This window comes from Rufibacter immobilis (assembly GCF_003721565.1).
In the GTDB taxonomy this organism is placed as follows: domain Bacteria; phylum Bacteroidota; class Bacteroidia; order Cytophagales; family Hymenobacteraceae; genus Nibribacter; species Nibribacter immobilis.
This window is the reverse complement of record NZ_RJJE01000017.1, coordinates 1,195,790-1,210,846: the sequence shown is the minus strand read 5'-3', so window position 1 is coordinate 1,210,846 and position 15,057 is coordinate 1,195,790. Positions and strand designations below refer to the sequence as shown.

Annotated in this window: 13 protein-coding genes; 4 read left to right on the top strand and 9 right to left on the bottom strand. The window is 50.9% G+C overall.

Annotation, left to right across the window (positions count from 1 at the left end; genetic code table 11):
- From EFA69_RS18020 to ltaE, 4 genes are all read right to left on the bottom strand, one after another.
- The gene (locus tag EFA69_RS18020; protein ID WP_123134452.1) at positions 1-1,623 is read right to left on the bottom strand and encodes a CTP synthase; all 1,623 of its coding nucleotides are present in this window, start codon (positions 1,621-1,623) and stop codon (positions 1-3) included.
- Positions 1,624-1,789: 166 nt separating this feature from the next.
- Positions 1,790-3,256, bottom strand: coding sequence for a glycogen-binding domain-containing protein (locus EFA69_RS18015; RefSeq protein ID WP_123134451.1), 1,467 nt, complete (start codon positions 3,254-3,256; stop codon positions 1,790-1,792).
- Positions 3,247-4,266 (bottom strand): aspartyl protease family protein, encoded by a 1,020-nt coding sequence (locus EFA69_RS18010; RefSeq protein ID WP_123134450.1) that lies wholly within the window; start codon positions 4,264-4,266, stop codon positions 3,247-3,249. The genes EFA69_RS18015 and EFA69_RS18010 overlap by 10 nt, the downstream gene beginning before the upstream one ends.
- Positions 4,267-4,453: 187 nt before the next feature.
- Complete coding sequence (ltaE, locus tag EFA69_RS18005; protein WP_123134449.1) at positions 4,454-5,482, bottom strand: low-specificity L-threonine aldolase; 1,029 nt, start codon at positions 5,480-5,482, stop codon at positions 4,454-4,456.
- A gap of 76 nt (positions 5,483-5,558) precedes the next feature.
- Here ltaE and EFA69_RS20380 point away from each other — a divergent pair, with 76 nt between their 5' ends.
- The gene (locus EFA69_RS20380; RefSeq protein WP_183906859.1) at positions 5,559-5,729 is read left to right on the top strand and encodes a hypothetical protein; all 171 of its coding nucleotides are present in this window, start codon (positions 5,559-5,561) and stop codon (positions 5,727-5,729) included.
- Positions 5,730-5,829: 100 nt separating this feature from the next.
- Here EFA69_RS20380 and EFA69_RS18000 read toward each other — a convergent pair whose 3' ends face one another.
- The gene (locus EFA69_RS18000) at positions 5,830-6,327 is read right to left on the bottom strand and encodes a metallophosphoesterase family protein (protein WP_183906858.1); all 498 of its coding nucleotides are present in this window, start codon (positions 6,325-6,327) and stop codon (positions 5,830-5,832) included.
- Positions 6,328-6,501: 174 nt separating this feature from the next.
- On the bottom strand, positions 6,502-7,140 hold the full coding sequence (gene pyrE / locus EFA69_RS17995) for an orotate phosphoribosyltransferase (RefSeq protein WP_123134447.1): 639 nt from the start codon (positions 7,138-7,140) through the stop codon (positions 6,502-6,504).
- Between the two features lie 112 nt (positions 7,141-7,252).
- Here pyrE and EFA69_RS17990 point away from each other — a divergent pair, with 112 nt between their 5' ends.
- Positions 7,253-7,936: an NUDIX hydrolase gene (locus EFA69_RS17990; protein ID WP_123134446.1), complete on the top strand. Its 684-nt coding sequence runs from the start codon at positions 7,253-7,255 to the stop codon at positions 7,934-7,936.
- On the opposite strand, the gene coaD is transcribed toward EFA69_RS17990, so the two are convergent.
- The 3 genes from coaD to EFA69_RS17975 all read right to left on the bottom strand — a co-directional run bounded on the left by coaD (position 7,878) and on the right by EFA69_RS17975 (position 11,596).
- A complete protein-coding gene (gene coaD, locus EFA69_RS17985; RefSeq protein ID WP_123134445.1) occupies positions 7,878-8,369 on the bottom strand; it encodes a pantetheine-phosphate adenylyltransferase in 492 nt (163 codons plus the stop codon). The two genes, EFA69_RS17990 and coaD, sit on opposite strands and share 59 nt — an antisense overlap.
- A gap of 303 nt (positions 8,370-8,672) precedes the next feature.
- Positions 8,673-9,407: a response regulator transcription factor gene (locus tag EFA69_RS17980; RefSeq protein WP_123134905.1), complete on the bottom strand. Its 735-nt coding sequence runs from the start codon at positions 9,405-9,407 to the stop codon at positions 8,673-8,675.
- A 20-nt stretch (positions 9,408-9,427) separates the two neighbouring features.
- A complete protein-coding gene (locus EFA69_RS17975; RefSeq protein WP_123134444.1) occupies positions 9,428-11,596 on the bottom strand; it encodes a sensor histidine kinase in 2,169 nt (722 codons plus the stop codon).
- 146 nt (positions 11,597-11,742) lie between these two features.
- On the opposite strand from EFA69_RS17975, the gene EFA69_RS17970 reads away from it, so the two are divergent.
- Both EFA69_RS17970 and EFA69_RS17965 read left to right on the top strand, forming a co-directional pair.
- Positions 11,743-12,813: a T9SS type A sorting domain-containing protein gene (locus EFA69_RS17970; protein WP_123134443.1), complete on the top strand. Its 1,071-nt coding sequence runs from the start codon at positions 11,743-11,745 to the stop codon at positions 12,811-12,813.
- Between the two features lie 86 nt (positions 12,814-12,899).
- The gene (locus EFA69_RS17965; protein WP_183906857.1) at positions 12,900-14,873 is read left to right on the top strand and encodes a M1 family aminopeptidase; all 1,974 of its coding nucleotides are present in this window, start codon (positions 12,900-12,902) and stop codon (positions 14,871-14,873) included.
- The last annotated feature ends 184 nt before the right edge of the window (positions 14,874-15,057 follow it).

The following is a 15,057-nucleotide window of genomic DNA, read 5'->3' as shown; positions in this document are numbered from 1 at the left end:
TTATTTGTTTCTGTTTTTAGAATAGGAAATGGCGGCTTTCACGAAGCGAACAAACAACGGGTGCGGGTTCAACACCGTGCTCTTCAACTCTGGGTGGTATTGGGCACCCACAAACCAAGGGTGGTTCTGTAACTCAATTACCTCCACCAGGCCAGTGTCTGGGTTGGTGCCTGAGGCCACCATGCCCGCTTCTTCAAAGGCTTTCAGGTATTGGTTGTTGAATTCATACCGGTGGCGGTGACGCTCCATGATGTGCCCTTTGCCATAGGCTTGGAAAGCTTTAGAACCTCTCTTCAGATCGCAGGCGTAGGCGCCTAAACGCATGGTACCTCCTTTTTGGGTAATGTTCTTCTGCTCCTCCATCATGTCAATAACAGGGTGGGGAGTAGTTGGGTTCATCTCAGTGGAAGCGGCATCCTGTAAGCCCAGCACGTTGCGAGCAAACTCCACCACGGCCGTCTGCATGCCCAGGCAAATCCCGAAGAATGGGATCTTGCTTTCCCGCACGTAGCGGATGGCCTCCAGTTTGCCCTCAAAACCGCGTTCTCCAAAGCCAGGCGCCACTAAAACACCGTCCATTCCTTCCAGGTGCATGTGCACGTTCTCAGCAGTGATGAACTCGGACTGAATGAACTTGAGGTGTACTTTGCACTCATTGTAAGCCCCGGCATGAATGAAGGACTCAATGATGGATTTATAGGCGTCTGGCAGCTCTACATACTTTCCAACCAGGGCTATTTTTACTTCCTCAGTAGGGTTCTTCAGGCGGCCCAGGAACTCTTTCCAGCTGTCCAGGTTCACTTCCTGCTTGCTGGTCAGTTTCAGCTTCTTCATCACGCGCTCGTCTAGCTTCTCTTTTTTCATGAGCAGCGGCACGTCATAAATGGTTTCGGCGTCCAGAGACTCAATCACGGCGTTAGGGGCCACGTTGCAGAACAGGGCGATCTTCTTGCGCATCTCGGCCGGAATAGGATACTCAGACCGACATACCAAGATATCTGGTTGTACCCCGGCTTCTGAAAGGGCTTTCACCGAGTGCTGGGTAGGTTTGGTTTTCAGCTCGCCGGCCGCTTTCAGGTAGGGAAGCAGGGTGAGGTGAATTACCACACTGTCGCTGGGGTTCAGTTCCCAACGCAATTGGCGTACGGCTTCAATGAAGGGCAGAGACTCAATGTCGCCCACGCTACCACCAATCTCCGTGATCACCACATCATACTCTCCGTTCTGTCCTAACAGGAGCATGCGGCGCTTGATCTCATCAGTAATGTGCGGAATTACCTGTACCGTTTTACCCAGATAAGCGCCCTGGCGCTCCTGCGTGATCACGTTGTGGTAGATACGGCCGGTGGTTACGTTGTTGGCTTGTGAGGTAGGTACATTCAGGAAACGCTCATAGTGCCCCAAATCAAGGTCTGTTTCGGCGCCGTCATCGGTCACGTAACATTCCCCATGTTCGTAAGGGTTTAAGGTACCCGGATCAATGTTAATGTAGGGATCGAACTTTTGGATGGTGACAGAGAAACCTCTCGCTTGCAGTAGTTTAGCCAATGAAGCTGAGATAATCCCTTTTCCCAGTGAGGATGTAACGCCTCCCGAAACGAAAATGTATTTAGCAGAAGCCATAAGTAGAGTTTGTCTTATGGACTGCAAAGTTACTCTAATTTATTAGAACAGACGGGAAAATGTTTAATCTAGCAGAGAGCAGAGTAATTGAGTGGGCAGAGTATTGCGTTTAGCGCCTGTTTTTTGAAAAACAGGCGCTAAACGCAAAAGTTCTGGCCGCTATCATCTAAAAAGCTTCCACCCACAGCACAGAGTTGCCGGTATGGTATTCATTCTGCTCCCATAGCTTGTTTTCTGGATCTACGATCCAGTTGCCGTCCACCACAAACTTGTATCGGGTTTTGCCGGGGGGCAGGTGTACCCGGAACACCCAATCTGTACCCTCTCTTTTCATGCGGAACCCGTTGGGCGACCAATTGTTGAAGTCACCAGATAAGAACACATCTTTAGCCTTGGAATGCCCCTTCAACCGAAAGGTGTAGTTGGGCTCAATGATGAGATAGGAATTCTCTGACTGTTCCCCATTTTTGGCCTGAGCCGGGTCTGGCACCCATCTTCGGTCTACTATGAATTTGTAGCTGTAATTACCGGGGCCCAAGGTGTAGTTAATTTCCCAGCCTCTGGCCGTTTTGGAGAGGAACAGTTCATCTTCGCGCCATTTATTGAAAGACCCCGCCAGCACCACCCGCTCAGCGTCTGGGTAGCCCGGCAAGAGAAACGTATGCGGTTTCCCTAACCGGAGCACCGAGTTATAGCCCCCAAACTCGTCTGGGTAGCGGTTGGGGTTATTGGGGTCTGAATGCCACTGCCCATCGGCGATGAACTTGTAGGTATGGGTCCCCTCGGGCAAATAAAGGGGTAATTCCCAGCCTTTGGGCGTTTTGACCATCAGGAGTTCCCGCTCCCGCCAATCATTGAAACTGCCGGCCAGGAAGACCCGTTTGACGTTAAGGAAACCATTGAGTCTGAAGATGGAGTTGGTTCTGTAGAAGACGGAGTTGGTGTTGCCGCGCCCGTCGTTCTCCCGCAGTTGGTTGTCTTCATCCAGGGCCCAGCGGTCGTCTATGATGAACTTATACCAGTACTTGCCGGGGCTTAATTTCACCGGCACCACCCAGCCGCTGTCGGTGCGGGTCATAGGAAGGGCTTCTTGTTGCCAGTTGCTGAAACTCCCGGCCAGCAGTACTTTCTGGGCTTTTTGCTGGTTCCGCAGGAAAAAGTACACCAGGTTGTTCTTGACCAAAAACGATGATTTGTTTCTGAACCGGTTGCCGCCGTACCGCTGCCCTTGGCTCACTGCCGGAAACTGCGCCTTAGTGGAGTTGGAGGGATCTGTGATGATGATGCGTTCCAGAGCATCAGTGATGTTGTCAAACCCACCCATCGGTTTGGTGAGAACGTATATGTCGGGGTGGTCCAACTCCACGCGCCAGCCTTGTTTGCGCAAAGAGTCAGTTGACTGCTTCAGGTAAAGCCCTTTCAAGCCCAGGTCAGAGAGTTTGAATTTATGAATGAAACTGTCTAACTCAACCGGGGTGAGGCTTTTGCCCAGCTCAATGAGCATCTTCCCGTTTCTGACCGTATACTTCTGCTGCCCTGCCGCCTCCAGCGTGACCATCAGGCACAGAAGGAGCAGGCACCCCAACAGGTGCAAGTTCCTTTTCCAGAATGGCCGCGCGCACATCATTTCCATAAGTACATTTTATTCTTCACAAAATTGAAGCCTATTTTTTGCCGCGAGAGGAAGTCAAAACCCAACACGCCGTTCACACAACCGCTGTAAGAAAAACAGGTTCGCTCAAAATTAGTGATGATTACCTGCATGTTCTGCACGTTCTGCCGCCCGATCATCAGGTTTTCCAGCAGGCCCTGGAGGGCTTCCACTTTTCTGTTGCCGGTACCGGTGAGCATGATTCTACCTGTCACCGTGACGTTGTCAAAGACTTTGTCTGGCAGGCGGCTGTCCAGCAGGTTGGTTTCGGCGCCGCTGTCAATGATGAACTCCAACTTACGCCCGGCCAGTTCTGTGCGGGTTACCAGCTTGTCTTCTTTAAAATAGATGGGCACTTCGCGGTACGCCGAAGAGTCCTGCAATTGGTCACTTTTGTAGGTGTTGGCTTCTTTCTTGGAGACCACATGCAGAAAAATGAGGTTCCGCTCATAATCTATGATCATCTCGCACTGCCGGAAAAGGGCCATGCCCAGTAAGCCCAGAATCTTAACGCCCTTGCTGTTCTCCAGATGCCCCAGGTTCACCAGATCGGCTTTGGCCCTTACGAATTTCAGCGTCCCGAAATTGAGTTTCCGGACCTCGGTCTTAATGACGGACTGTGACGAGCCGGTGGCGTTGGTCTGGGTTTGGCCAGAGGTGTGCGTTTTAGGGTAATGGCGGAAGTACGTGATGTTGAGCACCAGATCAGAAGCGCCGGTATCCAGGATAAAGTTCCCCTCTGTGGTGTCTGCCCGAGCCTTGATAAGGATTAAGTTGCCGGCCCGGCTGAACGGAATAATGCAGGAAGCCGAATCTGGGTGTACCGTAGGCCCTGAAAATGCCAGCAGTTCCGGTAACGCGGCATGAAGGGGCAAGAAAGGGGGCAAGGCGGTGCTGTCTCCGGGCGCTTTGGCATAGCCCGGCCTGCCGCCCCAGAGCAGGAGCAACACAAAGCAGAAGACGAACCTGATCTTGCCCATTGCCTGAAACATGCCTAGGTCATTGTTCAGGTAAAATAAATAATTTTGCGGCTACATATCTTGACCAGCCCTCAAATATTTATAACCACGAATATTACCCAGCTAGAAAAGCCTGGAGTGTACCAAAGCAGGAGAGAGGTCTTCAAATGAAATTTGCGTTTAGGGGCTCTTTTTCAAAAAAGAGCCCCTAAACGCAATACTATTGAGCAAAATCAGCTAGCGCGTTTATAATATCCTGTACCATTTCTGGGGAAAGGTCCAGGTGGGTTACAAACCGGATCTTCTGCGGCCCGAAGGAAGACGCGACAATGCCTTTGCCTTGCAGGTACTTCAGGAAGTGGTCTGTGTTCACCTCGGACGCCAGGGTAAAGATCACGATATTGGTTTCCACGGGCATCACCTCGGTCACATACGGCGCCTGTTGCAGGGCATTGCCCAATTGCGTGGCGTGGTCATGGTCTTCCCGCAGCCTTTCTACGTGGTGCTGCAGGGCGTATAAGCCCGCGGCGGCTAAATAACCGGCCTGGCGCCAACCGCCGCCCAATACTTTGCGCACCCGCTTGGCCTGTTCAATGAGCGGTTTGGGACCTAATAGCAGAGAACCCACCGGAGCTCCCAGCCCTTTGGATAAGCACACGGAGATGGTGTCAAAGTGATTGCCGTAGGCCCGGGCATCTTCGCCTGAGGCCACCAGCGCGTTGAACACGCGCGCACCGTCTAAATGCAGGGCAATGCCGTGTTTACGTGTTACCTCGGCAATGGCCGCAATCTCAGGCACCGTGTAATAGGAGCCGCCGCCTTTGTTGCAGGTATTTTCCAGAGAAACCAAGCGGGTAACGGGGAAGTGAATGTTGTCTGGGTTGATGGCCGCCTCTACCTGCTGCGGCGTAATCTTGCCGCGTACGCCGTCTACCAGGTGCACCGATGCCGCTGAATTGAACGCGATGCCGCCGCCTTCATAGACATAGATGTGGCTGGTGCGGTCGCAGATCACTTCAGAGAGCGGCTGGGTGTGCAGTTTAATGGCAATCTGGTTCGTCATGGTGCCGGAAGGGCAGAAGAGGCCCGCCTCCATCCCGAAGAGGTTGGCCCCGTAGGCCTGCAACTCATTTACGGTGGGGTCTTCGCTGTAGACATCATCGCCCACCGGGGCCTGGAACATGGCCTGCAACATGGCGGGAGTGGGTTTGGTCACGGTGTCGCTCCGGAGATCTATGATAGGATTCATGTGTTTTTTTAGGCTGAACTATTGAGATTGTAAAAGTAATAACTTACTTTTGCGATTCAATTTTAAATATTGACCGATGGCAGTTACTAGATTAAAAAGAAAAGACCGCAAGAATAAAGCAAGACAGAACAACAAAACTCGCATCATTAAGCAATTGTTGTCTACTCCGGTAATTAAAAACGTGGATGTTGAAGAGCTGAAAGCTCGTTTCACCACCGCTCCAGCCGCAGAGGCTGCTGCTGAGTAATTCTGCGTTTTTTCGTTCGCCTACTGCCTTTCGGCAATCGTACGCGATTACTCTTATCTACACGATAGTTGAAAGTGTAACCAGTTTGGTTACACTTTTTTTATGCCCTCTTGCCTAACTCTATGGCTTGCAGGTTAAGTACCTTTCCGTCCTGCACCTCAAACCGCATCATGGTGCGCATCTGGTGAAACCCGTGCCTTCCGGCCGCGCCGGGATTCAGGTGCAGCAGGTTTCCGTGCTTGGGATCTTGCATGACTTTGAGAATGTGCGAGTGCCCGCAGATAAACAGGCCGGGAGGGTTTTCCTTGACCATAGCCCGTACCTCTGGGGCATATTTGCCGGGGTAACCGCCAATGTGCGTCATGAGCACGTCTAGGCCTTCGCAGGTAAAACGCAGGTTTTTAGGGTGCAGCGCCCGCACGTCTCCTGCATCAATGTTACCGTACACACCCTTGAGAGGGGCAACCTGTGCCAATCGCTCTGAAACGGCGGCCGTCCCAAAGTCACCGGCATGCCAAATCTCGTCGCAGCCCTGCAAGAGCGCCAGAATACGGTCATCCAGGTAACTGTGCGTGTCTGAAAGCAAACCTATCTTCATAATTGGGAATTAAGAATTAGGAATTAAGAATGGTGGGAAAAAGTAATACGCAGAAAAACAGCAGAAAGGCGTTTAGCGGCTCTTTTTCCAAAAAGAGCCGCTAAACGCCTTTACGTAGATAGTGCAGAATCTAAGAATAATTCTTAATTCCTAATTCCCCATTCTTAATTAAAATCACTTTCCCCAAATTTCGGGTTGCTGGCGCCATTGCTCCAGGGTAGAGATGGCCTCTGTGGAGATATAGCCTTGGGCGGCAGCGGTTTCCAGAAGAGCGTTGTAATGGCTGAGGCACACGGTAGGGATGCCGGCGGCGGCAAAATTATCATCGGCTTGCTGAAAACCGTAGGTGAAAATGGCGGCCATGCCGATGACTTCGCCCCCGGCGGCCTGCACGGCTTTGGCGGCTTTGAGAGAGGAGCCGCCGGTGGAGATGAGGTCTTCCACCAGCACTATTTTCTGGCCGGCTTCCAGTTTTCCTTCAATTTGGTTGCCCATTCCGTGGCTTTTTGGCTCCGGCCGAACGTATAAATACGGCAAGTCCAATAAATCTGCTACCAGAGCGCCCTGCGCAATGCCGGCAGTGGCTACGCCGGCAATAGCCTGCACGTCCGTAAAGTGGGCTTTGATGGCTTGGGCCAGGGCATTTTTGATATAACTACGGATATGCGGAAAAGAGAGCGTGACGCGGTTGTCGCAGTAAATAGGGGAGTTCCAGCCGGAACTCCACTTGAACGGTTGCTCTGGACGGAGACGTACCGCTTGGGTCTCCAGGAGGTAGGCCGCTATCTGCGCGGCAGTTTCTGTGTGTGGCATGGGCGAAATTACACAATTAGTCCGTATCTTTTCCGTAGCGGTGCGTCTTGTGCCCTATGAAATTTCTTTCTTATTTTGTACCTCTTTACGCTACGTACATAAGCGACCTCTCATGAATGTCTTTATCAACGATATCCCACTGATCATTAAAAAGAGCAGTGAAAAGATCTTTAAGCATAAATATGATCTAGTGCTGGGTAAAGACGACCAGTTCACCTCCAAAGACTTGGTAGGTGATGTGCTCATCCGGGACGTGGACGCCGCTTTGATTGACCGCCTGGTGCGGCTCATGGAAGTGAAGAAACTCAAGAAACTGGAGTCCCTCACGCTGGTCACTGATAAAAAGAAGAAGCTCATTGAGCACTTAAAAGACCAGTTCAAGATCATTAAAGCCGCCGGCGGACTGGTGATCAAAGACGGGAAAATCCTGATGATCTACCGCCTGGGCATGTGGGACCTGCCCAAAGGTAAACTGAACAAAGCCGAGGAAGAGCGCCTGGGCGCTTTGCGCGAGGTGGAGGAAGAATGCAACATTAAAGTAGCCATCACCGGTGAACTGCCCAATACCTGGCACTCCTACGCCTACAAAGGAAAGAAAATCCTGAAGAAGACCAGCTGGTTCACCATGCAATGCCTGGATGATACCTATATGAAGCCCCAAGCCGAGGAATTTATTGAGGAAGTGCGGTTCATGACCCCAGACGAAGTCTTAGAAGTGCTGGCAGACTCCTACGCCTCTATCCAATTTGTGATCCGGGATTATCTGTCGGCAGTGAAGAAAGCTGGAAAGGGATAAAATCCTGCACGTTGCCGCCAAACCGGTGAATCTCCCTGATGATGGAAGAGCTGATGGCCGCCAGGCTAGGAGAGGTGATCAGGAACACGGTCTCCAGGTCTGGGTTCACGTGGCGGTTGGCCTGCGCAATGGTATTCTCATACTCAAAGTCGGTGGTGTTGCGTAATCCCCTGAGCAGGAAACGTGCGCCTACTTCCTTCGCAAAGTCGGCAGTGAGGCCTTTGTACGCCTGTACCGTCACCTTGGGGTTGCCTTTGAACACGCCCTCTATAATCTTCAGCATGTCTGGCACTGCAAAATAGCGGCTCTTGCTACTGTTGTTCCCCAAAGCAATAATAATGTGGTCAAACATCTCACAGCCGCGCTGCACCACATCATAGTGGCCGTTGGTGAAGGGGTCAAAAGAGCCAGGGAAAATTGCGATGCGTTTCATAAGCCAATCTTACGGTTGTTCAAGGCCGTGAAGATGCTGAAAATATTCCGTTCCCGGCAAGCCTCCCTAAGAAATGTTTGATTTTTGCGTTTAGGGGCGATTTTTCCAATTTCGGCACAAAACTGGACAGTTTACTCTTATTCATTTTAGCACTGGCTGCGGCTACAGTTTGAAGCTGCGCCAAGGAAAAGCAGTCTGTAGGAGCATAATCTTCATTTGCGTTTAGGGGCTGTTTTTCCAAAAATAGCCCCTAAACGCAAATAGAAGATTATGAAGCCTGTAAAAGCTGTAATCCGAAAACGGCTAAAGAACAGGGGCCACTTCTTTGGCTTCGGGTGCGGGAGCCACCAGCCGGAACCCGTTGCCGTGCACGTTGATGATCTCCACCGCCGGGTCTGCCTTGAGGAATTTGCGCAGCTTGGTCACGAAGACATCCATGCTGCGGGCCGTGAAATAATTGTCCTCTTTCCAGATTTTGCTCAGGGCCACCTCCCTGGGGAGTACATCATTCAGGTATTGGCACAAGAGCAGCAGCAGTTCTGCTTCTTTGGGCGAAAGTTTCTGGGTTTCCGCCCCGCGGGTGATTTGTCTGGTCTTGAAGTTGAAATAATACTGCCCCAGTTGGTACTCAGTGCCCATAGAAACCTGCGGACTGGCCGTCACGGCTTTGCGCTGTAGAATGGCCTTGAGCTTGCAGAGCAGAATCTCAGAGTCGAAGGGTTTGGTAATATAGTCATCGGCCCCCAGCCGGAAACCTTCCAGCATATCGGCTTTCATGGCTTTGGCCGTGAGGAAGATGACCGGCATTTGGGGATTGGCTTTTTTTATGTCCGTGGCCAGGGAAAAACCGTCTTTCAAAGGCATCATCACGTCCAGAATACAGGCATCAAACGGTTCTCTCTGGAACGTGCGCAGGCCCTGTACCCCATCGGTGCAGAGGGTGACCGCGTAGTCATGGAGCTCCAGGTAATCTTTGAGGACCGTCCCGAAATTTGGGTCATCTTCTACCAGCAGAAGGCGGGTGGCGGTTGCAGTCATGGCGGTGGACATCAGAAAAATTACGAATGTTTTTGAAACGGAATCCAGAGGGTGAATTTGCTGCCTTTGCCCAGTTCGCTGCGGAGGTGAATGCTGCCCGCGTGGGCCTCGGCCATGGTCTTCACGTAGCTGAGTCCCAGCCCGAAGCCCTTCACGTTGTGCAGATTTCCGGTAGGCACCCGGTAGAATTTCTCAAATACCCTTTTCTGGGCCTCCCTAGACATGCCGGCGCCCTGGTCTTCCACGGAGATATGCATGCCCTTGGCGATAGTGTTGGTCTGTACCACAATTTTTGGGGCGGTGGGAGAGTACTTGTTGGCATTATCCAGCAGATTGGCAATCATGTTGCCCAAATGCGCCGGGTCTGCCCAGATAGTTGATTGTTGGGCCTCCAGTTTAAGGTCCAGCAGTCCCTGGCGCTGCTCTATGTGCAGTTGGAAGGGCTCAACGGCTTTCCTGATGAGCTGGTGCACATCCACCTCCTCACAGGCCAATTGTATGGTTTGCCGCTCTAGCTGGGCCGTTTGCAGCACCTTTTCCACCTGCTGGTGCATGCGCTTGTTCTCGTCCCGAATGATGCGGGCATAATAATCCACCCGTACCTCATCCTTCCGCACCTTTGGGTTCACCAAGGCGTCCAGCGCCAGTGAAATAGTGGCGATGGGGGTTTTGAACTCGTGCGTCATGTTGTTGATGAAGTCGTTCTTGATCTCAGAGATCTTTTTCTGCCGCAGAATGGTGTACAGGGTAAACGAAAAGGTAAGAATAATGATGAGCGTGAACAGCACCGAAATAATAGCCGGAATCAGTAAACTCTGCCAAACGTACAGATTCCGGTCTGGGAACTGGAGCAGCAGGAAACTGGGCGCCGACATCACATCATTGGGAAAAAGGCGCACCGCATACTCATTCTCGCCCAGCTGGGGCAGCACCGTTTCCTTGTTGGAGGTCAGACGAATGGTAGGGTGTATATTATCTGCCGCTGACTGGATTCTATGGTGGTAGGTGGTGATGATGTTGCGGGTGAGGAACTCATCTGCCAGTAACTGATCCAGATCCAGTTGCTCCAGGCGCACCGCTAGCGGTTTTTCTTTGCGCACGTATTCCACCGCCATTTGCTGCATCACCTTGTTCAGGTGCTGAGCTTTGGCCTCGGCTTTTTCGTGGGTTTCTTTTTCAAGCGGCAGTTTACGGGAAGCCGAAGGGGCGGCTCTTTTTTTTCTGACCTGCTGAGGTACTGGGTGGGAGAAAGCAGAGCCAAAGCCTACCGTAGCAGGTGCCACCCCAGCGGACCTTCTTTCCTTACTCATTTGCCCCAAAAGTGCCGCCGCGCCGCCTATGGAGTCTTTGGTAAGCGTAATGGCTTGGCGCCAGGTTTTATTTGGCAAAGTATCTACTACAATGTCAATGCCTTTCCCTTTTAAAACCCGTACTTCTTTGATGTTTCTATTCTTAATCTGGCGTAGCAGTTCCTGTTGGCTGGCCCTGAGAAGTGAATCTGAACTCATTCTGAAAACAATGCTAGAATCTAATGGTCCAGACAAGTACTTTACAGGATTGTTCCGGTGGAAGGAGTCAAGCATGGGCTTTTGAGCGGCAATAATCTTCCAAATCACGACAGAGTCTGTAGGGCCTTTCCCAAATATCTCCACTGGTTTTCCCGCTGGTGCTTCTACCCGTACACCTTTGAGGTAAATGTTTGTTTGAGGTTCTTTGCCTGACGCAATGGCGATGGTCTTGGCTTTGGATACTACTACATTAGAGGCAGAAAAGGCCGTCATCTCACTTGTTGCAATCGCCAATGGGCCAGGAGAAAGCAGCGGAGGGTGTGGAGGCGATGCAGTCTGAACGGCAGAGGCAGGCGGCACTGCTGGCGCAGCAAGTGCCTGAGTTCTCAACTGTTTATTATTGACCGGTGTAGACTGAGAATTCTCTGAGGGGGAAAGGGTGAGTGGTTCAGAAGAAAAGGCGGCGGCCCGTATCTGTGGCGCTTCCTCCTTTAGGAAGTGCACAGCTTCCTGGGTTTCCAGCCGTCGGGCCACCTGGTGCAGCGCATCATTGACGTTCCGGTCAAAAACCTCTGCTTCCATCTGTACCGCATGGTGTATCCAGTACACCTGAAAACCAATCAGGCCTATGAGGGAAATGCTCATCAACACAATAACCCAAAGCAGTGTTTTCTTTCTCATCTGTACAAAGATAAAATCTTCCCGGAGCCTAAAGGCGAGTTTAACTTTTCCTTAACAGATATTAACTAAGCCTTAACCTCTTCTAAAGAAGTTTGCCGGTAATATTGTAGGTATCAAGGATATACCATACTTAAGTTATCACTTTTATGAAGAAGAAACAATACCCCATAAAATGGCTGGCCTTTCTGGTTTTACTGGGAAGCTTGGCTTCCTTCGGTGCGCAGGCACAGGAAAAACAGACGCCCCTGGCTCCTGCAAAGCCAATCAAGGCGAAGGTGAAAATCCTGAAAGAGATAGACGGGCAGCACTATGTGCTAGACACTACCCTTGATATAAAGAGTAGCCAGACGGTGGAGGAGGCAATGAAAAATCTGAAACTGGACAGCACTGCCTTTAGAAAAATGGATATCAAAGCCATAACGGCTTCGGCCTATTCCAAAATCAGGAAACCGAACGGACTGACATTCAGCATTGCCCATACACAGGACTCGGCCCGCTCTGTGTTGCTCAAAATACCCCAGACAGACTCACTGTTGGCTAATCTGCAAGGCATTCATGTTATTGGCAACAAGACATTTGGTATTGACAAAGCCAATGAGCTACTATCTTCTGTCACCGGTGACGTGCTCGTCTTGCGGGGAAATGCCAAAGCAGATTCGCTTCGCCTTAGAAGCCGGATTATATGGACCGACAGCGCCCTTACCCTCTCCGCCGACACTATTTTTCTGCGAGATATTGTGCGGGTAAAAACCGAAGGGGATAGTGGTGCGGTGAAAGTAATCCGGTTCCTAAGAAGCAGCCAAGAAGGAGAGGCGCCTAGTGTGTATGAGTTACAGCGATTGAGCCAGAGGAAAGGAACGCACATCATCATTGTAAATCCTTCCGTAATTATCAAAGAGGAGACCAAGGAAGCAACTGCAAAAGCTGGGAAGAACAGTAAAAAGGGTGAACCCAACAAAGAGACCAATCTAGAACTTGAGTTATACCCAAACCCCACAAGTGGCCGCCTTAAACTTTCTTTTACGGTGCAGAATAAGTCAAAGGCGAAGCTGAGAGTGGTGGACAGCCAAGGCAAAAAGGTGTACCAAGAGGACTTAGGCACAGTGCAGGGAGCTTTCTCTAAAGAGTTAGATTTAAGTAGATATGGAAGAGGGGCTTATGTGGTGCAGGTGCAAGTAGGAAATTGGTCGAAATCTGGCAAAGTGATAGTGGAATAGCCTATATTTATGAGTAGATTTGAGGAAGACCTGTAAGAAATTTCAGGTCTTTTTTCGTTCGTTTCCCCCTTATGTTTTGCCACTGTATGAAATTACTGATGCCTGTCGGTGGGCTGATTGCTTTGAAGCGACAGATTGCCCTGTTCCTGGTTCTAGCTAGTTTTAGTTTTGTACAGTTCGCTCATGCGCAGCGGAAAGCGACTGAGTCTTGTGCGGCGGCACGAATGGTCACTACTCCCATGCTTTTGGCAGATGGCATCACCTCAGAAGCCCATAAGGAACTGATGCGGCACTACGACCTACACTGGTATAAACTGGACCTTCAGCTGGAGAACAATTCTGTAGCTATAAGCGGTAATGTTATTCTTTCCGCCACTTCTATGGTTAGTTCCTTAACCCATTTCGCTTTTGAGTTGCATCCTAATTTTACCATTGAGCAGGTACTGGCAGAGGGCGTGCCTTGTACTTTTGAACGCACCGGCAGCGAGGTAGTGGCGGTTCTCCCATCGGCCAAAGGAAAGCAAGAGACAGTGGAGGTACAGGTGTTTTATTCTGGACGGGCGCCAACTGGGGCTGCTTCTTTTGTGGGCAACGGGTTCAGCACCGCAGCCACGCCTTGGGGCAGTGTTACCTGGAGCTTAAGCGAGCCCTTTGCGGCTTCTGAGTGGTTTCCCAGTAAACAGCTTTTGGAAGATAAGGCAGATTCAGTAGATGTATGGGTAACCACCAGTGTGGCCAATAAAGTAGGTTCTAATGGAGTATTGCAGCGCGTTACTCCCATGGGAAATCAAAAACACCGATATGAATGGAAGTCTAAGTACCCCATAGCGTATTACTTAATCTCAGTGGCGGTGGGGCCCTATGAGGAGTATTCTTTCCGGACGCAGCTTCCGGGAATGGCAGAGCCTGTATTGGTGCAGAATTACATTTACCCGGGCATATTGGCAAGTATGAAAACAGAGATTGACCGTACAGGACAACTTCTGCAACTGTTCTCTGAGTTATACGGCATATATCCGTTCCACCGGGAAAAGTACGGGCATAGCATGGCTCCCATGGGAGGCGGTATGGAGCACCAAACCATGACCACGCAGTCTACTTTTGAGTTTTCACTTACGGCGCACGAACTGGCCCACCAGTGGTGGGGAGACGAGGTCACTTGCGCAGGCTGGAGCCACATCTGGCTCAATGAAGGGTTCGCCTCGTACAGTGAGTACATTGCCTATGAGCGCCTTATGCCCGCCAATTCCCGGCAGTGGCTTGAGATGGCTAATCAGAATTCCCTGCGCCAGCCCCAGGGCTCCGTTTTTGTAACCGATAGCACCAATGTGTCCCGCATCTTCAGTTCCAGCCTCACTTATGACAAAGGGGCTCTGGTGCTGCACATGCTCCGGCATGCTTTGCAGAATGATGCTCTTTTCTTCCAGATTTTACGCACGTACAGAGACGAATTCAAATATAAGGTAGCTAACACCAGAGATTTCCAGCACGTGGTGGAGCGTGTGAGTGGCCGGTCTTTCCAGTACTTCTTTGACCAATGGGTGTACGGGCAAGGCTATCCTATTTTTGATATTTCCTGGGCGCAGGCAGGAAATACGTTACAGCTAAGAAGCAGGCAGCACACCTCCAGCAAGGAAACCCCGCTTTTCAGAACGGAAGTGGAGTTCAGGATCAGGATGGGGCAGAAAGACACACTGGTGCTGGTACAGCAGGAGGAGAATCTGGAAGATTATGTCTTCAAGGTGAGTGGCACCGTGACCGGCATTGAGGTAGATCCCAACCAATGGCTGCTGGAAGCCGTGAACGCCGTACAGTATGATGCTACTCTTTTGCCGGGCCAACTGCTGGCTTATCCTAACCCCACCACCGGTCAGTTCTACCTGAAAGGGAACAGAGGAGTAGTAGAGGAGGTGGCGGTCTTTGATGTACTGGGTCGGCACATCAGAACCATCCGTTCTGCCAGTTCGGCTATGTCGCTTGCAGATTTGGGAGCCGGTACCTATGTGCTGAAGGTGAAGGCGGGAGGGGAGATGACTGAGGTGAAAATAGTAAAGCTGTGAAAATATTTACAGGAAATTCAGCCCAGAGTGCCAACAAAAATTTAGTTTAAGAGTTTAAAGCTTTGCAAGTGCATAAGAAGTTCGCCTTCCGTTTAGAGCCTATTTTTCTTGAAACGCCTCAAAAACAGCTTCTTCCTATAGTCGTTAACAAAAACTTATGCCTGCTTAGCTTGTTTCATGTTGA